The organism is Xenorhabdus ehlersii, from assembly GCF_003610465.1.
GTDB lineage: Bacteria > Pseudomonadota > Gammaproteobacteria > Enterobacterales > Enterobacteriaceae > Xenorhabdus > Xenorhabdus ehlersii.
Genome location: NZ_RAQI01000002.1, coordinates 458379 through 483392, shown reverse-complemented (window position 1 = coordinate 483392; position 25014 = coordinate 458379). Strand labels below are relative to the sequence as shown.

The 25014-nt window shown below is 39.3% G+C and carries 20 protein-coding genes and 3 tRNA genes; 22 read left to right on the top strand and 1 reads right to left on the bottom strand.

Features of this window, described 5'->3' with window-relative positions; translation table 11 throughout:
- The first annotated feature begins 39 nt into the window (after positions 1 to 39).
- The 11 genes from BDE27_RS08265 (at position 40) to BDE27_RS08215 (ending at position 8028) form a co-directional block, all read left to right on the top strand.
- On the top strand, positions 40 to 963 hold the full coding sequence (locus BDE27_RS08265) for a DMT family transporter (RefSeq protein ID WP_244208729.1): 924 nt from the start codon (positions 40 to 42) through the stop codon (positions 961 to 963).
- A 43-nt stretch (positions 964 to 1006) separates the two neighbouring features.
- The gene (locus tag BDE27_RS08260; RefSeq protein ID WP_099133559.1) at positions 1007 to 1378 is read left to right on the top strand and encodes a hypothetical protein; all 372 of its coding nucleotides are present in this window, start codon (positions 1007 to 1009) and stop codon (positions 1376 to 1378) included.
- A 176-nt stretch (positions 1379 to 1554) separates the two neighbouring features.
- Complete coding sequence (locus BDE27_RS08255; protein ID WP_338066714.1) at positions 1555 to 1959, top strand: GFA family protein; 405 nt, start codon at positions 1555 to 1557, stop codon at positions 1957 to 1959.
- Positions 1960 to 2300: 341 nt separating this feature from the next.
- Positions 2301 to 2960, top strand: coding sequence for a UvrY/SirA/GacA family response regulator transcription factor (uvrY, locus tag BDE27_RS08250; RefSeq protein ID WP_099133557.1), 660 nt, complete (start codon positions 2301 to 2303; stop codon positions 2958 to 2960).
- A 23-nt stretch (positions 2961 to 2983) separates the two neighbouring features.
- A complete protein-coding gene (gene uvrC / locus BDE27_RS08245; RefSeq protein ID WP_099133555.1) occupies positions 2984 to 4816 on the top strand; it encodes an excinuclease ABC subunit UvrC in 1833 nt (610 codons plus the stop codon).
- Positions 4817 to 4872: 56 nt separating this feature from the next.
- The gene (pgsA, locus tag BDE27_RS08240) at positions 4873 to 5421 is read left to right on the top strand and encodes a CDP-diacylglycerol--glycerol-3-phosphate 3-phosphatidyltransferase (protein ID WP_099133554.1); all 549 of its coding nucleotides are present in this window, start codon (positions 4873 to 4875) and stop codon (positions 5419 to 5421) included.
- Positions 5422 to 5565: 144 nt separating this feature from the next.
- A tRNA-Gly gene (locus BDE27_RS08235) sits at positions 5566 to 5641 on the top strand.
- A 3-nt stretch (positions 5642 to 5644) separates the two neighbouring features.
- Positions 5645 to 5718: transfer RNA gene (locus BDE27_RS08230), tRNA-Cys, on the top strand.
- A 6-nt stretch (positions 5719 to 5724) separates the two neighbouring features.
- A tRNA-Leu gene (locus BDE27_RS08225) sits at positions 5725 to 5811 on the top strand.
- A gap of 165 nt (positions 5812 to 5976) precedes the next feature.
- Positions 5977 to 7275, top strand: a complete 1299-nt coding sequence (locus BDE27_RS08220; RefSeq protein WP_120211337.1) for a tyrosine-type recombinase/integrase — start codon at positions 5977 to 5979, stop codon at positions 7273 to 7275.
- Between the two features lie 546 nt (positions 7276 to 7821).
- A complete protein-coding gene (locus BDE27_RS08215) occupies positions 7822 to 8028 on the top strand; it encodes a helix-turn-helix transcriptional regulator (protein ID WP_099133550.1) in 207 nt (68 codons plus the stop codon).
- Positions 8029 to 8172: 144 nt separating this feature from the next.
- Here BDE27_RS08215 and BDE27_RS19415 read toward each other — a convergent pair whose 3' ends face one another.
- Positions 8173 to 8346, bottom strand: coding sequence for a hypothetical protein (locus tag BDE27_RS19415; RefSeq protein ID WP_167366726.1), 174 nt, complete (start codon positions 8344 to 8346; stop codon positions 8173 to 8175).
- A 133-nt stretch (positions 8347 to 8479) separates the two neighbouring features.
- On the opposite strand from BDE27_RS19415, the gene BDE27_RS08210 reads away from it, so the two are divergent.
- The 11 genes from BDE27_RS08210 to BDE27_RS08160 all read left to right on the top strand — a co-directional run bounded on the left by BDE27_RS08210 (position 8480) and on the right by BDE27_RS08160 (position 24786).
- Positions 8480 to 10918, top strand: a complete 2439-nt coding sequence (locus BDE27_RS08210) for a toprim domain-containing protein (protein ID WP_099133548.1) — start codon at positions 8480 to 8482, stop codon at positions 10916 to 10918.
- 689 nt (positions 10919 to 11607) lie between these two features.
- Positions 11608 to 12222, top strand: a complete 615-nt coding sequence (locus tag BDE27_RS08205) for a hypothetical protein (RefSeq protein ID WP_099133547.1) — start codon at positions 11608 to 11610, stop codon at positions 12220 to 12222.
- Positions 12223 to 12236: 14 nt separating this feature from the next.
- The gene (locus BDE27_RS08200; protein WP_099133545.1) at positions 12237 to 13073 is read left to right on the top strand and encodes a hypothetical protein; all 837 of its coding nucleotides are present in this window, start codon (positions 12237 to 12239) and stop codon (positions 13071 to 13073) included.
- A 143-nt stretch (positions 13074 to 13216) separates the two neighbouring features.
- Entirely contained in the window at positions 13217 to 15229 is a 2013-nt protein-coding gene (locus tag BDE27_RS08195; RefSeq protein WP_244208728.1) for a type VI secretion system Vgr family protein, read from the top strand.
- A complete protein-coding gene (locus BDE27_RS08190) occupies positions 15226 to 16035 on the top strand; it encodes a DUF4123 domain-containing protein (RefSeq protein WP_099133543.1) in 810 nt (269 codons plus the stop codon). The genes BDE27_RS08195 and BDE27_RS08190 overlap by 4 nt, the downstream gene beginning before the upstream one ends.
- 74 nt (positions 16036 to 16109) lie before the next feature.
- Positions 16110 to 16379 (top strand): PAAR domain-containing protein, encoded by a 270-nt coding sequence (locus tag BDE27_RS08185; RefSeq protein ID WP_099133542.1) that lies wholly within the window; start codon positions 16110 to 16112, stop codon positions 16377 to 16379.
- 833 nt (positions 16380 to 17212) lie between these two features.
- Positions 17213 to 18088: an integrase domain-containing protein gene (locus BDE27_RS08180; RefSeq protein WP_038216604.1), complete on the top strand. Its 876-nt coding sequence runs from the start codon at positions 17213 to 17215 to the stop codon at positions 18086 to 18088.
- A 249-nt stretch (positions 18089 to 18337) separates the two neighbouring features.
- The gene (locus tag BDE27_RS08175) at positions 18338 to 18607 is read left to right on the top strand and encodes a helix-turn-helix domain-containing protein (RefSeq protein ID WP_038216601.1); all 270 of its coding nucleotides are present in this window, start codon (positions 18338 to 18340) and stop codon (positions 18605 to 18607) included.
- A 723-nt stretch (positions 18608 to 19330) separates the two neighbouring features.
- Positions 19331 to 20251 carry a hypothetical protein gene (locus tag BDE27_RS19900; protein WP_244208727.1) on the top strand — a complete coding sequence of 307 codons (921 nt, stop codon included), beginning with the start codon at positions 19331 to 19333 and terminating at the stop codon, positions 20249 to 20251.
- Entirely contained in the window at positions 20184 to 22979 is a 2796-nt protein-coding gene (locus BDE27_RS08165) for an AAA domain-containing protein (protein WP_244208726.1), read from the top strand. Before BDE27_RS19900 ends, BDE27_RS08165 begins: the two co-directional genes overlap by 68 nt.
- Positions 22969 to 24786 carry a phospholipase D-like domain-containing protein gene (locus tag BDE27_RS08160; RefSeq protein ID WP_099133536.1) on the top strand — a complete coding sequence of 606 codons (1818 nt, stop codon included), beginning with the start codon at positions 22969 to 22971 and terminating at the stop codon, positions 24784 to 24786. The genes BDE27_RS08165 and BDE27_RS08160 overlap by 11 nt, the downstream gene beginning before the upstream one ends.
- Positions 24787 to 25014: the final 228 nt, after the last annotated feature.

Sequence of the window (25014 nt, the reverse complement as noted above, 5' to 3'; positions counted from 1 at the left end):
CCAAGGATCACTTTGTTTAAGATAAATTAAGATAGGGTAATGAATATGAAAACAACTCCACAGTTAGCGATTGTACTGACGTTAATTGCAACATTCTTTTGGGGATCAAATTTTCAGGTAACAAAATTTGCACTTACGAGTTTGCCTCCGTGGACAGCTTCTGTTGAGCGTTTTTTTTATGCAGTTATCTGTATTTTTATTTTTTTTGTATGGAAAGAGGGGATTCACAGTAATGTTTTGAAACAAAATTGGTTGGCTTTTATTGTTCTTGGAGCAATTGGTGTGGCGGGATTTAATGGGGCATTTTTTGTTGGTCTTCAAAGTTCCAACCCCGTTACGGCTGCTCTGATTGTGGCAACGACGCCTATCTCTGCCAATATTCTGGAAGCTATTATAAATCGTAGGTTACCTGGATTGATGCGAGTTATTGGTATGGCGATCAGTTTGTTGGGGGTTGCTTTGGTTATTACCAACGGTAAATTGATTTTGGGCGATGTAGTAATCGGAGATATAATCATTTTTATGGGAAGTCTTGGTTGGTCAATTTACACAGTGGGAACACGGGTATTTGTCAAAGATGCGACGCCATTGGCGACTACGAGCTGGACGATGCTTTTTGGTGCGATCATATTAGTGTTTATTGCGATTTTTGTGGAATCGCCAATAACTGCATTATCTTCCGGAACATTTGAAAGCCATTTGGCCTGTCTCTATATAGGTATTGGTGGTTCTACTGTTGCCTATCTTTTTTGGAATATGGGGGTTGCTATTCGTGGAGCAGGAAAAACGGCGGTATTTTTTAACTTTGTTCCCATGTTTTCACTCATTATACAGCTAATGATGGGAAATATACCCAGCTTGCCACAAATGATTGGTGTTGTTATCACTATTGTGGGTGTGCTCTTGGGGCAGGGAATATTGAGTGATGTCCGGTTCATGAACATTGATAAAAATAAAAACTAACATACAATCACCATGGTAACTAATTTATTAGTGGAGATCTGGTATGGAAAAATTTACTGATAAATTAATTAGCTTTGACCGATTTCTTTTACGGATACTGCGCTTTATTTTGCATGCATTCATTATCTTTCTGATCGGTATTATTCCTGGTGTACTGGGTTTTTTCTTGATCGAAAGCCATGCTATTCCTGATGCAATACTAAATTCAGTTTCAATGATTGGGACACAAAACTTGCATATTGAACCAGTCAGTACTCTGGGAAAATATTTTGCTGCCGTTTATGGACTATTCCTTCAGGCTATCTTTTTTATCGCAGTAGGTATGGTGGTGACGCCTTTTGTCCACCGAATATTGCATAGCTGGCACATAGATGATGATGAAGAGGAGGAGGATAACGAAGACGTGGAAAAATAAATAACTTATTTTCCTGTTATCAAGCCATAACTTGAAGTTTCTAGAACGTATTTGTATGGCTAAAAATTAGAGGGGCATTGTAGTGAATATGGTATTTTGATGAAATATAGTGGTAGATTTATTCAATCTCAGATATAAAATTTTTCCCTTTAAATTTATTATAGATAGAGAGTTAAATGATGAATAAAGGTCATTGTTTATGTGGTGTGGTGAGTGTGAAAACCAATCAACGCATTGAAGATATTCACGTATGCCATTGTGAAACGTGTCAAAAATGGAATGGGGGGCCATTTTTATCTGTAGACTGTAAGGATGATCTAAAAATAGAGGGAGCTGAAAATATTTCAACATATCCGTCATCCGAATGGGCAGAGCGCGCTTTCTGTAACAGATGCGGCACACATCTTTTTTACCACCTGCATCAACCAAGCGCTTATTATGTCCCAGTTGCTTTGTTTGAGAATAGTAATTCAGGTAAATTATCTCGCCAAATTTATGTGGACAGTAAGCCAGCGTATTATAACTTTGTTGAAAAAACCCCTATGCTGACTAAAGCAGATCTCCTTAATTTATTTAAATAATCGCTGCAATATGGGGGAAGTAACACCCTCATATTGTTCTGGGTTAAAATGGATTGCTATAAATAATATAGAGATATGTTATTAACAAAATATTAAATGAAATTAATTGGCTATATGTTTATTTCATTTCATTGATATGTAACAATTTTCTTTCTGTTTTGCACTAATGTTAGTATAATCTGTTATCTCATCCAAAAGGTTTTGATCTCATTCGAGAGAGAATGTTATCTTTTGTCAATTTATCTTATGCAAATCATAAAGATAAACTCAGCGTGTCCGTTTTGTTTTGGAGTTTATTAATTTTATCATTATTGTGGATATTACGTTAGTGGAGATGTTGTTTGATTAATGTTTTATTAGTTGATGACCATGAACTGGTGCGCATTGGTGTGAAAGGCGTCCTTGATGATATAAAAGGGATAAAAGTCGTAGGAGAAGCCAGTAGTGGCGAAGATGCGGTCAGATGGTGTAGATCAAACAGCACGGATATTGTCATGATGGATATGGGAATGCCCGGTATAGGAGGGTTGGAGGCGGCTAAAAAAATCATCCGTTATTCACCTGATACACGAGTGATTATGCTAACTATCCATACTGAAAGTTCTTTGCCCACAAAAGTAATGCAAGCAGGGATTAGGGGATATTTGAGCAAGGCTGCAGCGCCTCAGGATATGATCAATGCAATTCGGGCTGTTTATGCAGGCCAGCGTTACATTTCACCGGACATAGCCCAGCAGATGGCACTCAACCAGTTATCACCCCCAAAAGAAAACCCGTTGGATGAACTTTCGGAGCGGGAATTGCAGATCATGACAATGATAACTCAGGGGCGTAAAGTTAATGAGATTTCTGAGTTGCTTAATCTGAGTCCAAAAACAGTGAATAGTTACCGCTATAGGATGTTCAGTAAACTAAATATCAAAGGTGATGTAGAATTGACCCATATGGCAATACGCTGTGGATTGCTTGATGCGCAGAATATGGTAACTCACGGTGGGTAATAAGATTTGATGGGTGATCAGTCATGACGGAACTATTTAATTCAAATGCATTTTTAAAAACAGTTACCAGTCAGCCGGGCGTCTACCGCATGTATGATATCACTGGCACAGTGATCTATGTTGGTAAAGCTAAGGATCTAAAAAAACGGTTATCTAGCTATTTTAGGGCACAAGTTAGTAGTCGCAAAACAGAATCATTAGTGAAAAATATCGTCCAGATAGACGTCACCGTTACCCATACAGAGACAGAGGCGCTCCTGCTCGAACATAACTACATCAAGCTGTATCAGCCTCGCTACAATGTATTACTGAGAGATGATAAATCTTATCCTTATATTTTCTTGAGTAGTAATATCCATCCCCGTTTATCCTTATATCGTGGAGCCAGGCATGCGAAAGGAGAATACTTCGGCCCATTCCCCAATTCTCATGCAATACGTGACACTTTGGCTTTATTGCAGAAACTATTTCCTATTCGCCAATGTGAAGACAATGTGTATCGCAATCGTTCAAGACCTTGTTTGCAATATCAGATTGGGCGTTGCCTGGCCCCTTGTGTTAAGGGGTTTGTAACAGATGAAGAATATCAGCAGCAAGTTGAATACGTCCGCTTGTTTTTGGCGGGGAAAGATCAGCAAGTATTGGATGAGCTGGTTGCAAAAATGGAAAAAGCGAGTCAACAGCTTAAATTTGAAGAGGCTGCCCGTTATCGCGATCAGATCCAAGCAGTACGGCAAGTTACGGAACGACAATTTGTTTCCGGAGAAGGTGATGATCTTGATGTTATTAGCGTCGCTTTTGAGGCGGGAATGGCTTGTGTGCATGTCTTATTTATCCGTCAGGGCAAGATATTGGGCAGCCGAAGTTATTATCCTAAAATTCCGGCTGATACGAAATTAGATGAAGTAGTGCAAACTTTCCTTGGTCAATTCTATCTCCAAGGAAGTCAAAACAGGACGTTGCCAACAGAAATTTTATTGGATTTTGCATTACCTGAAAAAGAACTATTGGAAAAATCACTTGCTGAAATATCGGGCAGAAAAATTTATATCCAGGCACGGCCAAGAGGCGACAGAGCGCGTTACTTAAAATTAGCACGTACTAATGCCGCTACAGCTTTGATTACCAAACTTTCCCAACAATCGACAATTCATCAGCGATTAGAATCACTGACCACATTTGTCGGCCTTGAAAAAATCCAACGTATGGAATGTTTCGACATCAGTCACACGATGGGAGAACAAACTGTTGCATCATGTGTTGTTTTTGATGCTAATGGCCCGGTTCGTGCAGAATACCGACGCTATAATATTACAGGTATCACTCCAGGAGATGATTATGCTGCGATGAATCAAGTCTTGCGTCGTCGATATAGCAAAGCTATCGATCAGACAAAAATCCCGGACATTATTTTTATTGACGGTGGAAAAGGGCAGCTTGCACGTGCGATTGAAGTTTTCGATTCTTTGGAGGTTGAATGGAATAAAAAGTATCCTAAGCTGATTGGCGTTGCGAAAGGTAGTGATCGTAAGGTTGGGTTAGAAACTCTATTTTTTGAAGCGGAAGGAGAAGGGACGGCACTTCCTCCTGATTCACCTGCGTTACACGTTATTCAACATATTCGTGATGAATCTCACAACCATGCCATTACAGGGCATCGTCAACGTCGGGAAAAAGTGAAAAAGACCAGTACATTGGAATCAATTGATGGTATTGGGCCAAAACGTAGACAAATGTTACTTAAATATATGGGTGGATTACAACCTTTACGCAACGCAAGTGTAGAAGAGATCGCAAAAGTGCCTTCTATCTCTTATGCATTGGCAGAAAAAATCTATAATGCGTTGAAACACTAGAAGTATTGATGCACCATACTGATAAACTTAACTTGGGCAGATAGTTACTAAGCATTATGCAATTAAATATTCCAACATGGCTTACCCTATTTCGTATTGCCTTAATTCCATTCTTTGTTTTGGCATTTTACTTGCCATTTCAATGGGCACCGATGTTATGTGCCATTATCTTTATTATTGCTGCTGCAACAGATTGGTTTGATGGTTTTCTTGCCCGTTTGTGGAAACAGACGACGCGTTTTGGCGCATTTCTTGATCCGGTGGCGGATAAAGTTATGGTGGCTACTGCGCTGGTACTGATTGCAGAACATTACCATACGTGGTGGATCACTCTGCCTGCTGCGACGATGATTGCTCGTGAGATCATCATATCTTCTCTGCGTGAGTGGATGGCGGAATTGGGAAAACGCAGTAGTGTCGCTGTTTCTTGGATGGGAAAAATAAAAACTACAGCACAAATGGCGGCATTGGTTGCCTTATTATGGCGTCCTTGCATTGAACTTGAAGTGGGAGGATTCATCCTATTATACGCTGCTGCGGTCTTGACATTCTGGTCAATGTTTCAATATTTGAGCGCTGCATGGGATGATTTGCGTGAAAGTTGATCCGAGTGACGCAAAAATCATCGAACGAACGAGTTTTATAAATAATTGTATTGACTCATTTCGTGAAGTAAGTAGAATGCAACGCATCGAACGGCACATGAGGTTTACGAAACAAGTTAAGTAAATCAAGAGGTTCGAAGAAAGGCGGGAATAGCTCAGTTGGTAGAGCACGACCTTGCCAAGGTCGGGGTCGCGAGTTCGAGTCTCGTTTCCCGCTCCAAAAGGCGCGTTGGCAGAGTGGCCATGCAGCGGATTGCAAATCCGTCCACCTCGGTTCGACTCCGGGACGCGCCTCCAAATTCAGCCCAGGTGGTGAAATCGGTAGACACAAGGGATTTAAAATCCCTCGGCTGTAAGGCTGTGCGGGTTCAAGTCCCGCTCTGGGCACCAAACATAAGTTTACTAACGTCTACTCTAGTAAACTCATTCTTAGAAAGACCTGATAAATCAATCAGGTCTTTTCTTTTTGGGTCTACTCTAGTCTGTTGCAATCAACGTGCACGGCGGGGCATAATCAGGGGCACCTACACTTCTATTTTAAATGTGCCCCTTATAATGAAACTAAACGCACGACTCATCGAAACAGCAAAACCCAAAGAAAAAACCTATAAACTTGCTGATGGTGGCGGTCTCTATTTGGAGATCACTACTCGCGGCTCTAAGTACTGGCGCATGAAGTACTATCGCCCCACTGATAAAAAAGAAGACCGATTAGCTTTTGGTGTCTACCCTACCGTCTCTCTAGCCGATGCTCGTGCCAGACGAGACGAAGCTAAAAAGCTGATTGCTCAGGGCATTGATCCCAAAGCTGAGAAAAAAGGCGCATATGCTGGGGTAAAAGGAAAACATACCTTTGAAAAAGTCGCCCGTGACTGGCACGCCAGCAATAAACGTTGGAGTGAAGATCACGGCAACCGTATCATGCGCAGCCTCGAACATTATATTTTCCCGCATATTGGCAGGCTGGATATTTCCACTTTACGGACAAGCCAGCTTTTAGCGCCAATCAAAACCGTTGATGCCGAGGGCAAACATGATATTGCCCAGCGAGTACAACAACGTGTCACTTCCATCATGCGTTATGCCGTCCAGAACGATATTCTTGATTCCAACCCGGCTAATGACATGGCTGGCGCACTTTCCACTGTTAAATCTAAACATCATCCCGCCCTGCCTCACGAACGTTTACCTGAATTTTTGAGCCGGCTTTCTCGCTATCATGGGCGTTTAATCACCCGCATTGCAGTAGAACTGACGTTATTAACGTTTGTTCGTTCCAGTGAACTGCGATTTGCGCGTTGGGAAGAACTCGACCTTGAAAATGCAGTCTGGAAAATCCCTGCCACAAGAAAAGCCATTGAAGGGGTTAAATTCTCTGAACGGGGCATGAAAATGAAAACGGAGCATATTGTACCGTTGAGTCATCAGGCTGTCATTCTGTTCAAATCATTACGCAAGCTGAGCGGAGATTGTGAAGTCATGTTTCCCAACGATCACGATCCACAAAAGGTCATGAGTGAAAGCACGGTTAACAATGCCCTTCGTGGCATGGGATACGACACCAAAACCGATGTTTGCGGGCATGGATTCCGAACAATGGCTCGTGGTGCAATGGGAGAGTCGGGCTTGTGGAATGATGATGCCATCGAACGCCAGTTAAGCCATGTGGAAAGAAAGAGCGTCAGAGCCGCCTATATTCACACCTCTAAACATCTGGACGAACGGCGGTTGATGGTGCAATGGTGGGCGGATTATCTGGATGCAAACCGGGAAAAACATATCACACCGTATGATTTTGCAAAAAAAACGCCGGAAATAATCTTGAATAATACCTATAACGTGCTGAGTATATGATGTTTTTTTAGACTTTGTTGGCACTGCCAGCAGAGTCTGTTTTTTGCACGATTTATAGTACAACAACCATCATAGGGTGATTTTTTATCCTTTGCTGGCAGTGCCAGCATAGCCTGTTTTTCAGACAATATATTAACAGGTAAAATCACACATTCTGATCTTGTCAATTCTTTATTTTGTCCTTCGTACAGTTAATCTTGTTATCGCAACCATTAAATATGGTGTTTTTTTAAACTTTGTTGCCTGGGGCAACTAAGGTTGTTTTTTTACACAATAAAGGAGTATTATAAAATATTAATTAAATTCAATGCGTTATATATATTGAATTTAACTCATCTTGATATTATAGCCACAGTATTGATGATTCTTTATGCTTGTGTGCCCGTGGCACACAAGTCTATTTTTCATACATTCAATAACCCGTATTTAATTTTACGAATTGCATAAAGAGTTTACGCTTTCAATTAAACAGAATTTTTAAATAATCCTCTGTCATCAAATAACGTTTACCAAGGCATTTCAAGGACTCGATAACAGGGGGTATACATGCCAACAATGACAACATCTAAAGAAAGTCTCATTCGCCTGCCAGAAGTTCAGCGCAGAACGGGCTACAGCAAGGCATGGATCTACAGGCTCATTAAAGAAGATAAATTTCCGAAGCAAGTCAAAATTGGCCCTCGTTCGGTTGCATTTATTGAATCAGAAATTGATGGCTGGGTGGATCAGCGGATTGCTGAGTCTCGTGCCTGATTGAGTACTGGCCTGAATTTTGGTGCATTCGTTCACAATGCAGATCATTCTTTCATTAAGAGATATGCAAGTCTTGCAATTATTATTTAAACAGCAAAAGGATAGCGGCATGGGAGCTATCCTCCTGACTAATTGTCGGCTGGTTCAACCCTTGGGTTCAATACCACGTGATTGGAGTTCTTTACGAAGTACGCGCTTGATCCATGTAGCAAGGGAAGCATCACCATCGGTTTTTGCCTGTTCTTCAAGTTGTTGCCTGAATTCTTCCGTCAATCTCATTTGGTATTGGGGAGAACGCTTTTCTTTTTGTGTTGACATGGTAATTACCCAAGGATATTTTAAATTACATGGTAATGACCATTTTAATTTTAGTAACCAAATAAAACAACGCCCCATAGTGCTCGCAACACATACAGGGCGTCTGACCAATAACCGTTGAGAGATAACGATAATGGCTGATACACAGCATAACCAAACTCGCCCTAAATTTACATCTTCAGATAAAACAGATGGACAAAAATCGCTCGATCTGATTCAGACCGTGAAAAGATCCGCTATGTACCATTGGGAAAATCTGCTGCCTGCATGCGGCATCGACATTCCTGCAAAGGGGAAACATGGCGCTTGCCCTGTCTGCGGTGGTACTGACCGTTTTCACTTTATTGACGACCATCATCATGGCAACTGGCATTGTCGCCAATGTGACGCCCCAAACTATGGTGATGGGCTGGATTTAGTGGCAAAAACCAAAGGGATCTCGATTCTTGAAGCAGCAAAAGTTATTGCGGATACGCTGGCATTACCTTTGCCAGAACCCAAGCCAAATAGGGAAAGCATTCAAACAACACAGTCGATTGCTGAAAGAGTGACGGCACTGATGGCGCAAACTGTCGCCGGGCAATCTCCCTATCTGACCGCAAAAGGGCTGCATTGCCCTGGTCAGCGGCTGCTGTCCGATAATTCGATAGTGTTGACACTGACAACATTGGATAAAAAAGTAACAGGCGCACAGATCATTAAGCCCAATGGCGAGAAAAAATTACTCTTTGGTAGCCAGAAGAAAGGTGCATTTATTGCTGTATCAGAGCTGGAAGAGCACTCCGACACAGTAATCATTACCGAAGGTTATGCCACGGCGTTCACAGTTAATCAACTTTATAAAGGTACTGTTCTGGCGGCACTGGATGCAGGTAATTTGCTATCTGTCGCTCAAGCAGTTCGGGAGCGCTGGTTGGATACAAAAATTATTTTCGCCGCCGATAATGACTGGCACAGTCCCGACGAACTGGATAAGAACGGCAAACCCAAAGTCAATATCGGTAAGATCTCAGCAGAAAAAGCAGCCCTTGCAGTGAACGGTTGGGTTACCTTGCCACCAACGGAATACAAAGCTGATTGGGATGATTATCGTCAGCAGCATGGCATTGATGCAGCAAAGCAGGCCTTTTCTCAAGAGCTCTATCAACCCGTACCCGTCAAGAAAAAATCAGCCACTCAGTCTAATGATACCAAGCCTTCGAAACTGACATTATGCCAGATGGGAGCCAGTCAGCGCGGGGAAGTGTTACTGGCACGTTATGACAGCAATTTGGCTCTGGATGGCGCTTCGGAAAGCGTTCATCATTATGATGGTATCGTCTGGCGTCCGGTCAGTGATCGTGATTTAAAACGGGAAATGGTGGCTGCCTTTATGGAAGAAAAGCTACCATACTCACCGCATGGTATTAGTTCTGCCGTGGATGCCCTGAAATTACAACTTCCCATGATACAACCGCCAAAACGCCATTTAATCGGATTCAATAATGGTGTGTTTGACCTGAAAACCTGCCAGTTTCGGTCGCATCGTAAAAGTGACTGGCTGCTACTTGCTAATGACGTTGAATTCAATTCCCCCATTTCAGGGGAAACCCTGAAAAACCATGCGCCACAGTTCTGGCACTGGCTGAATCGGACAACAGCCCATTGTGAAAACAAATTTAATCGAGTACTGGCAGCCCTGTTTATGGTGCTGGCGAATCGCTACGATTGGCAGCTTTTTCTGGAAGTCACTGGTGCCGGAGGCAGTGGCAAAAGCATCTTTGCTGAAATCTGCTCGATGCTGGCAGGTAAAGGCAACACTGTTTCCGCCAGCATGGCCGCACTGGAAAACCCACGGGAACGGGCGTTGATTGTTGGCTATTCGTTGATTATCCTACCAGACCAAACTCGCTATGTCGGTGATGGCTCCGGTATCAAGGCCATTACAGGTGGCGATGAAGTTGCCATTGACCCGAAGCACAAACAACCCTATTCCACCCGTATTCCTGCTGTGGTGCTGGCAGTGAACAATAACGCCATGAGTTTCAGTGATCGCAGTGGTGGTGTGTCGCGGCGTCGGGTAATCTTCAACTTTTCCGAAGTCGTGCCAGAAAACGAACGCGACCCATTCCTGCGGGATAAAATCGCGACCGAATTACCCGTGATTATTCGGCACCTGCTGCTTAGGTTCGCTGAACCACAAGCTGCAAGACGTTTACTGGCAGAGCAACAGAAATCAGAAGAAGCACTGGATATCAAACGTGGTACAGATCCACTAGTCGATTTCTGTGGTTATCTGATTGCATCTGATGAAGCCGATGGCCTGTTAATCGGCAATGCGGAGATTGTGCCGTTCAATCCCCGCAAGTACCTTTATCACGCTTACCTTGCCTATATGAAAGGCAACAACCTGAATAAACCCATTTCCGTAACCCGCTTTGGCATGGATATGCCGGGCGCACTGGCAGAATATGGACAGCATTACCTGCGCAAAAAAAGTAAATACGGTATTCGTAGCAATATGAACCTGAATATCGACACGGCCAGTGAATGGATGCCAAAACTGACAAGGAATGACCCGCCAGAAGAATAATTTTTTCTTATACAGACATTTTTCAAAGAAATATAAAAAAGTGTTCACCACTATTCACTCTATAATTTAAATCAGATATTTCAGAGCATTGTAGGGTTAATAGTTGTTTTTAAACTGTTCATGAGTATTCAACCCTATTCACCCTTTTTCTGATTTAGGGTGATGGGTTGGATGAAGACTAATGATGAGTTTGGTTTCAAGTTATCATCATTTAATTAATTGAATTTAAACAAAAATATTTACAGGTGAACAGGGTGAACAGTTTTATCTTTAATTCTTTAATAGGGTAGGATTGTGAAAAATAGTTTTTCTGGCAGGAATAATATTTTTCAGATTCTATGGATTATCTGGTTAATACATTAGCCAGATAACCCATAGAAGACAAGCGTAGCGCGTCAGTGTAATTTGAATCTATTGTGTTACATGAAATTTAAATGATGTAATTAACTGATTTTATTTAAGGAGAGAAGTTAATCACAATTTTCTTTATGTGTCTCTATTTACACTTGAATAGATAAATTATTCTGTTATATCTTGTTCTGTATATATACCTAGGATAAATAGTTGTCATTGATAGGACAACAGATTTTAGTCGGTTCCACTTCTCAAAGGTAATGAGATCGTAGCTATTAATTTAACTGTGGCACGGAATCCTAAATTTTCTTTGCTTCTGGATGGAAAGAACAAATATGGTGAAAAAAACGATGTTATTGACTTTAGCTGCTTTTTTGGGGGCAGGTATCGTAATGCTAATCCAGTGGATGCGTCCCCCCACAGAAGATCCTTACTTTTTTTTAAATCCTAAACCCACTACAATTGGCGATTACCACTCAATTGAAATTCCTATTAAACTATATGAAAAAGGGGAAAAAGTAGAAATGGTGTTTTGGAATGTCCCCCAACCGACACCTAAACTTCTCTATCTTTTTCCCGCCAACACTCCATCACCTCAAATAATGTTGAATATCAAAAAACGAAAAGAATCTGATCTTGGTTTCTATATAAGTGATATTTTCAAAGTAAAAGGATCTATCTCCGAAAATAAAAATAACCCTATTTTTAATATAAAAATATATAAAATTAATGATAATTTAACAGAAGATTTAATATATGAAAAAAATCACTCAAATATAACTCTATATTCTGGCGGGTGGGGTGATAATTTATTTAATTTAGTAGATTTTTATCATGACTATAAATATGGCCAGTACCGTTTGCAAGTTGAAGTTTTAGCTAACTTACCAGAATTCAAAATAGATGAGTTAGATTATTTTATTTATATTAGGCAATATGCAATAAAATAAAAGGATTTATAAATATGATACCAGTAAATTCAACCGAAAAATCATTAGTAAATATCATTAAAGATAACAGCCGTTCAGTAGAAAATAAAAGGAAATTAATTAATGGAATTGCTTATCCAAATCAAAACATAAATTATGCAGCAGGTAAGCCATGTGCCGAGTGCCCACCTCCACAAGCAAGGCCTGAATTTGTAAAAAATTTGGTTAGTTCTTTAGAAAAAAAATATACTGTTACCATTTATGCTGCACATCCAGGAACCCCTCTTAATAAAAATGATGGAACTCCTCATTTTGATAAAGGTAAAAGAGTAACCTCAGCTGCTGGGCATATGTGGTATGAAATTTCAGATGGGAAAGTTAATGACGCCTACGGATTTGCACCTATTAAATCAGGCATTACAGGCCCTGGAGTAGTAACTAAAAAAGACACAATACATTATGAAAACCCACGTTTTAGCCGTACGATAGAAATCACAGAGGATCATTATAATAAATTAAGTAAATATGGTGAATTAGCCAAAGATAAAGAAAATCCTGATTTTGACCTTAATTATAATGGAGCTTGGAATAGCTGCATTGATTTTACATGGAAGGCCCTAGGCAGTGCTGGATTGAAACCCAAAGCAACATGGAATGATTTGAGTGAAATTAATGCGATGAGTAAAGCAACGGGAACATTCGAAGGTGATATGAAAGTCGATAATAATATTCCTCATATAAAATCAATTCCAGCACCATTTCCTAACAGCGAGTTAAATAAGGAGCATTACAATGCGCGCCCTAAAAAAACAATAACCCAAAAAATCCTTACAAAATCAGATAATAAAGATACAGGTACTGGAGTAGCTTAAAAATATACAGATGAAATAATTTAAAATGAAAAAATGAAATTTTAAAAATAATAGGACCTAATGATTATTTGAATTTTTAAAATTACAATTATCATTCAGCGTTAACTAACAAATTGATATATAAAAGATTATGGAGATAATATATGAGTGAAATAATGGATAAAATGACCCAACTAGTTGATCGCTCAGGTTTGGTATTTACACTCATTACAGAACAATTACCTGAACAAACCTTTGCCGTTGTCGATTTTACCCTGCATGAAGCGTTATCAACCCCTTTTCGGTTGGAAGCAGCTTTAACCTGTAAAAGCCCAGAGATTGACTTTGCCGATGTTCTCGACAAAAATGCAGCTTTTGCCGTGCATCGCAATGGAAAAGTTGAACGACAACTCACTGGCATGGTGACACAATTTTCGCAACTTTCTACCGGACGTCACACCAGCCACTACCGTATCACCATTCATCCCCCTTTATGGCGTGCCTCATTACGGGTGAATAGCCGTATATTTCAGAACCAATCCGTTGTGGATATCGTCGAAACCCTGCTCAAAGAAAATGGCGTCCGAAACATTTCCTTTGCGCTCGGTTACAAACATCCACCGCGGGAATTTTGCGTTCAGTATGATGAAAGTGATTTGGCTTTTATTCAGCGTTTACTGGCTGATGAAGGCATTTTTTATTACTTCACTTTCGATCAGGAACAACATGAACAGCACATCATGTTTCACGATTCCTGTCTGTCTCTCAATCAGGTTATCAGTGTGGCCTATCGTCCAGAAACTGATGTGACGGGCACGACGACCTGTATCCAGCAGTTAAATTGGTCAGAACAGGTTGGCGTTACCAATGTCACTGCCAAAGACCGGACTTTCAAAAATCCACGTTGGAACCGAGAATTCTGGTATGAAGGGCGTAACCTTGCCAACCAACGAATACTGAAAAGCTACAACTATTACGATTTTCCCAGCCGCTATAAAGATGACGAATTAGGGCAACGGGCAAGCCAGTATCGTCTGGAATATTTACGCCGAGATACTCAACTTGGTAACGGTAATGGTGACTGTTTTGCCATGTGGCCGGGGCAATTAGTTGACCTGACAGACCATCCCAAAGAAACCTTTAATGATCAATGGCAATTAATTCAGATAACTCATTCAGGGCAACAACCACAAGCCGATGAAACCCAGTCCGGCGGCAGCGGCACTTGGCTTTCCAATCAGTTTACTTTCACCAGCCGTAAAAATTCTTATCGTCCTTCGCCCTATCCGAAACCCAAAATGGAAGGCCCTCATATTGCCACGGTTGTTGGACCGGAGGGCGAGGAAATTTTTTGTGATGAACACGGACGTGTTCGGGTTCAGTTTGACTGGGATAGATACGGTAAATTCAATGATCAAAGCTCCTGCTGGGTACGCGTCAGTCAAGCGTGGGCAGGTCAATTAATGGGGATGATTGCCATTCCCCGCATTGGTCACGAAGTGTTAGTGGATTTTATACACGGTGATCCCGACCAGCCGATTATTGTCGGGCGGGCATATCATGCCAATAATATTCCGCCAAACCGCCTGCCGATGGCAAAAACTCAGATGTCAATCCGCTCGAAGACGCATAAAGGCCAGGGGTTTAACGAACTGCGTTTTGAGGATGAGAAAGATCGTGAAGAGATCTTTATTCATGCGCAAAAAAATCTCGCCATTAAGGTGCTCAATTCACGCGACGAACGCATTAACTATGACCGTACAACCAGCATCGGGCATGACGATGAATTGGTTATCGCCAACAATCGTAAAATCACAGTCGAAGGTCAACAAGATCATAAAACCACAGGAAACTATCTTGAGCAGATTGACGGTGACCGCTCGTTGCAAATTAAAGGCGATCTGGCAGAAAAGATTCAGGGTATTGTCAGTATTGATGCGCAAGGGGATCTGACACTACAAAGTGGCAGTAAACTTACCCTACGTGTTGGCGGGAGTTTTGTTGTGCTTCATGCAGGCGGTATTGATATCAAAGGCCCGTCTATTAATCTGAACTCCGGCGGTAGTCCCGGTGATTTACTGGCACCCGCTAACCCTGCCATTTTACTTGCAGCAGCAAGTGAAGGCTCAATGTTCGTTGCCCACTGCCCAATGAAAGATAAGGAGAATCAGGAATGAGTCAGGAAACCCTTTATGCTATTATCGACGGCGCAGCAGAGCCTGACCTATTTTTGATGCTCGAACATTATGATCCCCCCTCCACCTGCCTCTATGGTGAACCACTCCAGCCAGAATTAGTTAAAATTGCGCCTTATCTGGTTCAAGTTGATGAAAAAGTTAAAATTTGGCTGGAGTGCCGTAGAACCCCGTGGGGGATTTTCGTTCACAGTGAAGCGAACATGAAAACCGTTCGACAACATTTACGTAAATACCTGCAAGCATTACTTCCTCAGCAGGATAAACCTGTATTTTTCCGTTTTTACGATCCGCGTAATATCTGGGATTTTCTTAGTGTCCTCAGTGACTGGGAAATACATTGCTTTTTAGGGCCGATCCAAAAAGTTGCAACAGATTATCAAGATGAACATAAAGAAGATAATTTCCTGAAAATTAGAGAAAAATATCCTGATAATGCCAAGGGAAGATATAAAATTTTCAGAATTAACGAAGAACAGTATGAACTGATAGAAATAAAGCAAAAAGAGAAGTATTTACAAAAACTTGATTCTATTTTGCTATCTAAATTAGCAGAACTAAGAAAAAGTATCAGCATTAATAACTCATTATCATTTTTAGCTTTTTTCTATGATTACCTGCTTTTCGAAAAAATTACTGATACAGGGTCTATAGAGGGAATTCTTAATAAAGTGATCAGAGAAGATAATTTTGATATTGATAACTTTGATAAATCAATTTTATCGAACCTTGTTGATGATGGAACTCCCGGCTGGTATAGAGCTAATAAATTTATTAGTAATATTTAACCAAGTGTTACCTCTCTAGATAATTACTGTAATAAATATATTTCCATTTCCTTACAATCATGGAGAAAAATAGTATGGGAAATGCAGTCAAAATCGGTGATATCGGTACAGAACATGGTGATTGTCCGGCAACGCCAGTCATTACTGGTGCTAACAGCGTCAAAGTGGATGGTGCTTATCTCGCCCGGCAAGGAGATGCTCTACAATCACATTCATCCCACCCTCGGGCGATAGCAAGTGGCTCAAATTCTGTTTTTATTGAGGGAAAATCAGCTGCCAGAACGGGTGATACAGTTGATTGTGGTGGTGTGGTTATCGGTGGTGGTAGCGTAAATATTGGTTGAGAATATTTAATAAATCAGTTAGCCTGAACGAACTTCCTGACCATCATAGATGGTCACATAGCTGTAATGGCAAAAAACCTCCCGTAGCCTGAAAGGGAGAGCAAGATTGCGGTACATCTGCCCACCTTTGGAAGCAGATATTGTCAGACATAAACCCCTTGTCTGGTGATGAAGGTTTCTTAAACTGAAAAATACACCCAATAGGTGTTTTTATATTGTTACCGAAGTGTGTTGGATGTTGGTTCATGCACTGACTTTTCATATCAGTACCAGATCACATTTTTATTTATCTTCAATAAACAACCGGATGTCTTTCATGCATCCCGTTCATACTTCTGACTATCCCTGTTTGAAATATTCAGTAGACTACTTTCTACACCTAAACGATTAACTCATTGCTACCGTTTGACACTGAACCTTGCGACGTTTTGCGATGCTTACTGGCATTTCAACGATTGCACGACTTTTGCTGACTGTTTGTGGAACTTAAGGCGTCACTTTTTGCCGGTTTATCGCTGAAAGTGACGCCGCAGCCAAAGAAAAATCAAACCATGACAGGCTCAGGCCTACTTAACCGCGCAGTGAATCTGACACTGCATTTTATAGATTGGAAAAGGATAACTTGACAATATCGAGGCTGGCTTTTAGCCAGTGGGGATGACCTGTTAATACAGGCGGCAGTACAGTGTACTCAACCGATACCCCGCAATACCTCAACCTGCGTTCACTCTGGCGCACAGATATCAGTCAAGGGTAAGACAGGCATTTTCTGTTTTGCCACACTTTCGCGCGCCAGAGATCGCATGTTATCAGGTATCAATAAGGGGAAGCCGATGAGCCGACTGATTAAGGAATTAAAATTTTTTGCTCGGCAGGGTGGCGGCAGTCATAAGACCTGCCATGACCGCATTCGGATCGCAGATCGTTTGGGTGCGTTGTTATTGAGCCTGAATATTCAGGTGAAAAGCCTCAGCCATTTGAAAGCCAAGCATGTGGAACAATATGTTGATGCCCGTTTGTCTCAGGGGATTGCTAAACGAACGGTGCAAAATGAAATGGCTGCGCTTCGTAATATCTTTCGCATGGCAGGCCGAGAAAAACTGGAGACCTCGCCGCGTTTGAGTAATCAGACATTGGGATTAAGCGGAACCAGCCGCGCCGGAACAAAACAAGCGATCCCTGATGCCACGTTTCAAGTTGTTTATCAGAAAGCACTAGAACGTGATGTCGGACTTGCCGTTACACTGAAACTCGCCCGATTGCTGGGGTTACGTTCTCAGGAAGCGGTACAATGCAGTGCATCATTGAAAAGCTGGCGCAAACAGTTAGCGCAACCAGAGCCGAAACTGCATGTTGTTTTCGGTACAAAAGGCGGTAGGCCAAGACAAATTCGTGTATTGAATGTTGCAGCAGTGAAAGAGGCTGTAGAACAGGCCATTACTATTGCAGAACAACGAGACGGCAGGCTGATTGATAAATCAGATCTCAAGCAGGCCATGAACTACTGGCGGACACACACAACACGGATTGGTTTAACAGGCCGCCATTCGCCCCATAGTTTGCGCTATGCATGGGCGCAGGAGGCGCTGAATTTTTACCAACAGAATGGCTTTAGTCATTTGGAAGCAAGGGCACTGGTTTCAATGGATTTGGGGCATGGTGATGGTCGTGGGCGTTATGTGGAGCGGGTTTATAGTCGTTCAACTTAGCAGTCCAGTTATTGAGTTAGATAAAACAATCAGTTAAAGTAACTCCGCCATTAGCAAAATCTAGTGGTAAGGTTTCGCAGCCTTAAAGACACTCCACTGGTAGGATGTTTCTACAAGTGTGCCTGTTATCGCCTTTTCAATGGTGGTTCAGGTGGGGGAGACTTCGGTCTCGCCGGACGAGTGTCCCGGTACTGCGAACCCCGTCTGAATCACCACCATCAATATTAATTAATGGAAGGGGTAACAGGAATGAATAACAATATTAGAAATGACTGGCATCAAGCCGATATTATTGCTGCATTGCGTAAACGCGGTACAACCTTAGCAGCTGTTTCTCGTGAAGCGGGACTCAGTTCATCAACACTGGCAAATGCTTTCAGCAGACCGTGGCCTAAAGGTGAATGGATAATTGCTGATTATCTCGGTGTCCACCCTTCAGAAATCTGGCCTAGTCGGTATTTTGATTCTTATACTGGAGAATTATTAGAAAGGAAAGTCCGCTCTAAGCCACAGGAATAACCGACTTTAATTTGTGATCGACTTCGTGAAAATGATAATTTTTAATATGAAGCCCTGAGTGTGGAATGGCATCCCAATTTGACCATTTTTATCCCTCACGGCTTTTTTGTTTGAGGGTAAAAAGAATACAGAGAAAGATAAGTAAAGTCAGCTATCTACTCTTCCGAAAAGAATTGTTGTACAAAGGTGCCATAGAACACCAGATAAGCCATAGAAATGGAACAATGTTTACACTACCTGAGCATCAAGGAATTAACAAGAAAGCCTTGGCTGGCTTGAAAAAGTAAAGCTACGATAGTTTTCTCCGCAATTGATAAAAATGCTCGGTCCGAGCTTCATATCCATGAACCTACAGTAATTTCGTTGGTGGTCTCAAAAAATAAGCTTATGTTGCAATTGTAGGCTAACTTCCTTGAGTCTGTAGATCAGAGCCTATTACTCTGTTGGAGTTCACAAATCAACTTGAAAACAGTAAATATCCAAAAAATCAATTAGTTAATCAACATTCAAACATAATCATCGAAAATGGAGAAATAATATTTTTTGATCCAAGTAAGACAACATTCACTAACTAATTGTAAAAGTTACATATTTATGATAGCAATGAATTCAATATACAGCATACTTGCATATGTTGGGGCGGTAGCATAAAAGAGTTAGTATATGAAAACTACAGCTCTCACCAGTAAAATTTCCACATGCATATTGGAGTAAGGTTGAAATATGACTGATAATCATATCTTAGATAATTATGAGATCGTCGAAGATAATATTTTAAAAACAGAAGAAGACAAAAACATTCCAAATTTGATACTCTCCCAAAAAGATGGTGAGAATTTCATTATAAAATACTGGCCAAGAAATATTACAAGTGACGAGCAAGTCCTTGAAAGTATTTGGCAACATGAATTACGACAGTTACAAAGATTAAAAGGGTATCCCGGTGTTGGGGATTATATAGTCTACCCTGTTGAATCAAAAAAAACGAATGAAGGCTTCTATCTTGTTCTGAACTCTGACGGGAGAGTTCCGGCATCTTATTTGCTCAATAGAAAAACATTATCCCTTCCAAGAAATAGCCATTGGTTGACTCGATTAAAAGATCCCACGGTTAGAATAAGATTCTGGAAAAACATATGCAGAATTACAAATGCTATTGGTTTACTTCACGCACAAGGATTATTGCATCGCCATTTAGATGAAAACTCCATTCTTACATATGAATATGAAGATGATGATTATAATGATTTTCAGCTAACAGGTTTTGAATGGTCAATACGGATGCCAACTCTCACCACTGCGAAAATAAAACCAATAGGTGAGCAAGGAAAAATATCAACTTTCGCTACAGACTGGATCGACTTGGGAATATTGATATCAAAATTTCTAAAAATAGAATTAAGTCAGATCAAGAATCTTAGTTTCTCTGCAGAACACTTCATATCCAATCACGATTTAACAATAAGTGAAGTAACAATAATTCGAAGTCTTTTGGGTATCCAACCTATACAGCAAAATGCTATTAAAGAACTTCTTAGTGAAAAAGAAATTCTACACTCTATTAATCGTATAATTAATGAGCTTACCGAATTTTATAAAAAAAACAAAAAACATACATGGGGTAGCAATAAATACAAAATATGAGCAACCAAATAATAACAAAGAAAAGAAAGATTTGTTTCACTGCATACAAAAGAAATTCTATAATAAAAATCACTTCACAATTTCAAGAGATGACTCTGAAATAATAAAGAAATTTGTGTGTGATGATCTATCTGATTCACCTGTGTTATTTGTAAACACTTTAGAAACAAACCACCACGAAGTAATATTGAGGGGGAAAGAACTCTGTTATGTTCTCACTCCATTTCAACCAGACCACCGAACTAACGATAAAACATGGGAGTTAGGATATTCTCAATATGCATATTTAGAACTACCAGCTAAATTTTTCAATAAAGAAAATTATATTGAAATCAATAGCAATAACATTTCTTGCTTTACTCACTATGAAGCTAAGAAATTCTTAAGTAATAACGATGACTCACTAAATTTAATGCCGTGGAATCTTGTATTCGCAGAAACAGGTAAAGACAAGAACAAAAGGAATGAAGCTCATCTAAAATTATTAGAAGGATTAACAGCCGTACATATTGCTAATATCGCATATGCCAAGGCAGAGATTTTCCCTGTGGAAAACATTAGTGAAGACAGTGAACCAGATAATGTTAGCTCATGGATTTTTAAATTTGTGCCAAGGCACGATGAAGCAACTGAGGAATTATCAAAATCACTTGGTATAGAATCGCCTTCAGTAAGGCTTGAGAAAATTATAAACAGTAGTGACAATAATGACAAACTATCCTGGAGTCTTGTGAATAACAAAGATTTCAGTAAAGTCGATGATGAAATTCTTTTAGAGCTTTATGGCTATGAAAATGACTCTAACAAACAAGATATTTACAGTTTTATATCAAAAAAACCACTTCCGGAATGGAAAGAGTTTTTCATTGTCCCTGACTCCCTTGAAGGAACATTACGACAAATCACAAGACATGCTAATACTTTGGACATGCTCGAAAATCATGTTGAATTAATGAATGTAATTACTTCCCCGCAATCGCACCTTTTAGTGAATAATGAAGAAATTATTGCAAAAGATATAATGGCTTCATTAGATGAATCAAAACAAAAAGTTTTTTCCAAAGTATTATCAACATTACCAATGAATCTTGTACAAGGACCTCCTGGGGTTGGTAAAACTCACTTAGTAAAAGCACTTTCTCAATTTATATTCAAGGAAGAACCAAACAGTAGAATACTTTTTACTGCTCAGAACCATGCAACCGTACAACATCTTTATCACGAAGTCGTCAAAGATTTTACAAATCAAGAAGAACATATCAACTCCCCCATTATTGTTAGATGCAACAAGGTTTCGGGGGAAGACAATGCCGTATTAAATAGTGCAGATGAAACAGGTTTAGAATATTTAAGGAGGTTTGTCGAAAGTGATTTATTTAGAGATTCATCCAATCATAAATTAAAGAATGATATTGCCAACTTACTTAAAGCACCTCCTGCAAAAAGATATCCTCTGATTAATCAACTGATAAAATCAGCAAGTTTAATATTTGCTACAACAAATTCTGATTATGTAGAACGGATGATAAAAGAGAGAGCACAGTTTGATTGGTCAATCATGGAGGAAAGTGGAAAGGTCACGGGTATAGAACTGATTAGTCCTCTTTTGTTATCTTACCGTAGATTAATGATAGGCGATCATCATCAATTACCACCATATAGATCAATCGAACTAAAAAATATATTAGTTAACAATCAAAAGCTAACAAACACTTTCGAAGAAGTGGATAGCATAAACAATTTTAGATTAAAGAATGAACTGATTCGTAATGGACACTTTTCTTCTATTAATGGCAGCCAAGCAAAAGAAATAGGACTACGAGCAACAAGATTTGTAAACCTATTTGAATCACTTATTTTGGCTGATGAACAAGAGGATATAAGATACGAACAATTATTTGGTAAAGATAAAATACGCAAAAATAAACTATCGTCTATGCTATCAGTCCAGCATCGTATGCATCCATATATAGCAGAAGTAATTTCTAATGTTTTTTACAAAGACAAGTTAGTTACAGATAAGGATATGGAAAGAAAATATCTTGACGAAGATTTTGATGCAGTAATAAATTTAAAAGAGGAATCTGCACTCAAAAACACACCGCCAATTATCTGGATTAACCAGCCTGATATACAGAAAGTTAAAGGTAGTCGTGCAGGAGAACATAAACCAATATGGTCAAATGAAAATGAATGCAAGGAAGTAATTTCGCTACTAAAAGATCTCGATAAGAATGCAGCACCTACTAAAAAAATGAAATTGGCTGTACTCTCACCCTACTCCAACCAAGTAAAACTTATATCTAAATCTATAGAGATAGAGAAAAAAAAGAATGGCTTTAAAACGTTGTTAAATAATTTCATTCCTCCAGATGACAATTATGGCTATTGCCTGACAGTAGATTCATTCCAAGGAGGTGAAGCAGATATAATTATAATTTCGTTAGTAAGAAATAATGGTAAAAGTACTATTAAAAGTGCTTTGGGATTTTTATCAGATCAACGTCGCATAAATGTTCTATTCAGTAGAGCCAAACATAAATTAATTATAATAGGCTCATATGATTTTCTTAAATCTTGGTCTAACAGGATCGCCAAGGAAAATCTAGAAGAATATGATTTCATAACAAAACTAACAAAAAAACTGGATTTATCATTATCTGAAAGCAAACTTTCTTCAATTGAATTAGAACTAATTGAAAATAAAGGCAAAAAAAATGGAAAATAAAAATATCTATGTTAAAGTTCCTTTTCATTTTGGTATTCATAAATTTAAAATATTCAAAGGGCATAGATGGGGAGCTTTAGACCATTTTTTACTCCTTGAAATTAACCATAAATCATACCCTATCGAGGAATTATCTTCAAAATCTAACCTTCCACAAAGATTAATAATTGAAATAATAATTCCTTTTATGAAGTTGGGGTGGGTTGAATTAGTAGAGTTAGATTCCAAATATCATTTCAGAATTACTGAAAATGGGAGAAATGTTGCAAACCTTGAAGAACTCCCCTACGAAAGAGAGCCTATCGAGTCTACAAGGAAATTTTTAATAGACCCTAAAACAGCTAAATGTTATAGGGTAAGTACAAGAAATCAAAACTATCAAACATATAAAAAATATAAAGCAAACGAGTTGCTTAAGAACAAAGGTTCTATTGCAACAGAACTTAATATTAAAAATCAGAAACATATACCATTTTTGTCAGACGTTCTTAATTGTGTAGAAGATACTGATGAAGAAGTTATTGGGTATGAAGAAAGAGTAAATGATAGACCGTACTATCAAAATACAACTTTTGCGATAGCACAGGTTGATGAAGCGGATAATATAACCGGAGTGCCATCCGATATATCAAAAGAATTAGCTGCTGATATTATCGCTGCTGCTAATTTAAAACGAATTGAAAATAAAGAAAAAAATGACTCTCACAATAATAGCTCAAAGTTGAGTAAATATAATACCGAATCCCATGAGAATCGATTTGAAGAGCATTTCATTGATGAAAGTGAATTTAGTATAATATCTGGAGCAGAAAACCATCGTGATCATTTGATGGATATGATCGATAATGCTATAAGCAGAATTATCATACACTCGACCTTTATACAGTTAAAGAACTTTCAAGTGATTTTTCAAAAATTAGTTTGTTCTGCTCAAAGAGGTGTACAAATTGATATATTATGGGGACAAGAAGAACCTGACGATGAGAGAAATATAGGAAGTTATAATCAATTTCTTAGTGGGCTTGCTGTTTATAGAGAAGAAATAGTAAAGCTTGGTTTAACTTCACTTTTCACTATACATTCAGATCCAACTGGCTCACATGCAAAAGTTATAGTATGCGACACGTTGGAATACGGGTATTGTGCTACTATAGGTTCATGTAATTGGTTAGCAAGTGGATTTAATCGGTATGAATGCTCTGTTTTTGTAACAAATAATTCCCTTACCACCGAAATATTAGATATAATGAGCATAATGTCAAGAGGGAAATCAAGAGTATCAAACTATTTGAGCAAATCCATTTCAGCCATCTCATACGAATTGAAAAAAACGTTTCATAATTCAACCCCAGAACTCTCTCAAAATAAAAATGTTAAAATAAAAATTGTCACTAAAAACGAACATCATGACTATGTATTAGATGCAAGAGACAATGCACAACATTCAATATTCATTGCAAGCCATAGAATAAGCAACAATGCAGAAAGACCAATTTTAACACCATTAATAAGTTCTATGACAGATAATAATAACTTGAATATAAACATGTACTATTCATCTCTTAGTGGAGGCATAAATACTCAGCAACTTGAAGAAATAAGCGATTCGCTAAGAGAAAATGGAATTGTTTTAGAAAAAAAGAAAAACCCTATTTCTCATGCAAAGATATTATCTTGGGATAATGATCATATTTTAATTACAAGTCTTAACTGGTTATCAGCATCAGCTTATGGAAATCCATATGATGAATTGGGTTTCTACATTGAGAAAAAAGGTATCTTCTCTGTAATATCGAACAACTTTTAGATAATTTTCTGTTGAACCTTTACCAAGGATCTACAGCTGTAACTATCATTCTATATATTGAACTTCATGAGGATTATTAGGTGTCAGTACATATTACCACGATAGAGATCATCTGATAACATTGATGGAGATAAGTTCATATCACTTTCACAGAGCCATTTTTAATTTAACTTTGCTTGTAGTAGTGTGATTACCGAGGGAGACTGACGGATTAATTATCGAGGGACT

Bases quoted from the DNA above. Each gene is read 5' to 3' on its own strand.
- BDE27_RS08265 (WP_244208729.1), top strand. From the start codon at position 40: ATGAATATGAAAACAACTCCACAGTTAGCGATTGTACTGACGTTAATT.
- BDE27_RS08260 (WP_099133559.1), top strand. From the start codon at position 1,007: ATGGAAAAATTTACTGATAAATTAATTAGCTTTGACCGATTTCTTTTA.
- BDE27_RS08255 (WP_338066714.1), top strand. From the start codon at position 1,555: ATGATGAATAAAGGTCATTGTTTATGTGGTGTGGTGAGTGTGAAAACC.
- uvrC (WP_099133555.1), top strand. From the start codon at position 2,984: ATGACGGAACTATTTAATTCAAATGCATTTTTAAAAACAGTTACCAGT.
- pgsA (WP_099133554.1), top strand. From the start codon at position 4,873: ATGCAATTAAATATTCCAACATGGCTTACCCTATTTCGTATTGCCTTA.
- BDE27_RS08220 (WP_120211337.1), top strand. From the start codon at position 5,977: ATGAAACTAAACGCACGACTCATCGAAACAGCAAAACCCAAAGAAAAA.
- BDE27_RS08215 (WP_099133550.1), top strand. From the start codon at position 7,822: ATGCCAACAATGACAACATCTAAAGAAAGTCTCATTCGCCTGCCAGAA.
- BDE27_RS19415 (WP_167366726.1), bottom strand. From the start codon at position 8,346: ATGTCAACACAAAAAGAAAAGCGTTCTCCCCAATACCAAATGAGATTG.
- BDE27_RS08210 (WP_099133548.1), top strand. From the start codon at position 8,480: ATGGCTGATACACAGCATAACCAAACTCGCCCTAAATTTACATCTTCA.
- BDE27_RS08205 (WP_099133547.1), top strand. From the start codon at position 11,608: ATGGTGAAAAAAACGATGTTATTGACTTTAGCTGCTTTTTTGGGGGCA.
- BDE27_RS08200 (WP_099133545.1), top strand. From the start codon at position 12,237: ATGATACCAGTAAATTCAACCGAAAAATCATTAGTAAATATCATTAAA.
- BDE27_RS08195 (WP_244208728.1), top strand. From the start codon at position 13,217: ATGAGTGAAATAATGGATAAAATGACCCAACTAGTTGATCGCTCAGGT.
- BDE27_RS08190 (WP_099133543.1), top strand. From the start codon at position 15,226: ATGAGTCAGGAAACCCTTTATGCTATTATCGACGGCGCAGCAGAGCCT.
- BDE27_RS08185 (WP_099133542.1), top strand. From the start codon at position 16,110: ATGGGAAATGCAGTCAAAATCGGTGATATCGGTACAGAACATGGTGAT.
- BDE27_RS08180 (WP_038216604.1), top strand. From the start codon at position 17,213: ATGAGCCGACTGATTAAGGAATTAAAATTTTTTGCTCGGCAGGGTGGC.
- BDE27_RS08175 (WP_038216601.1), top strand. From the start codon at position 18,338: ATGAATAACAATATTAGAAATGACTGGCATCAAGCCGATATTATTGCT.
- BDE27_RS19900 (WP_244208727.1), top strand. From the start codon at position 19,331: ATGACTGATAATCATATCTTAGATAATTATGAGATCGTCGAAGATAAT.
- BDE27_RS08165 (WP_244208726.1), top strand. From the start codon at position 20,184: ATGAGCTTACCGAATTTTATAAAAAAAACAAAAAACATACATGGGGTA.
- BDE27_RS08160 (WP_099133536.1), top strand. From the start codon at position 22,969: ATGGAAAATAAAAATATCTATGTTAAAGTTCCTTTTCATTTTGGTATT.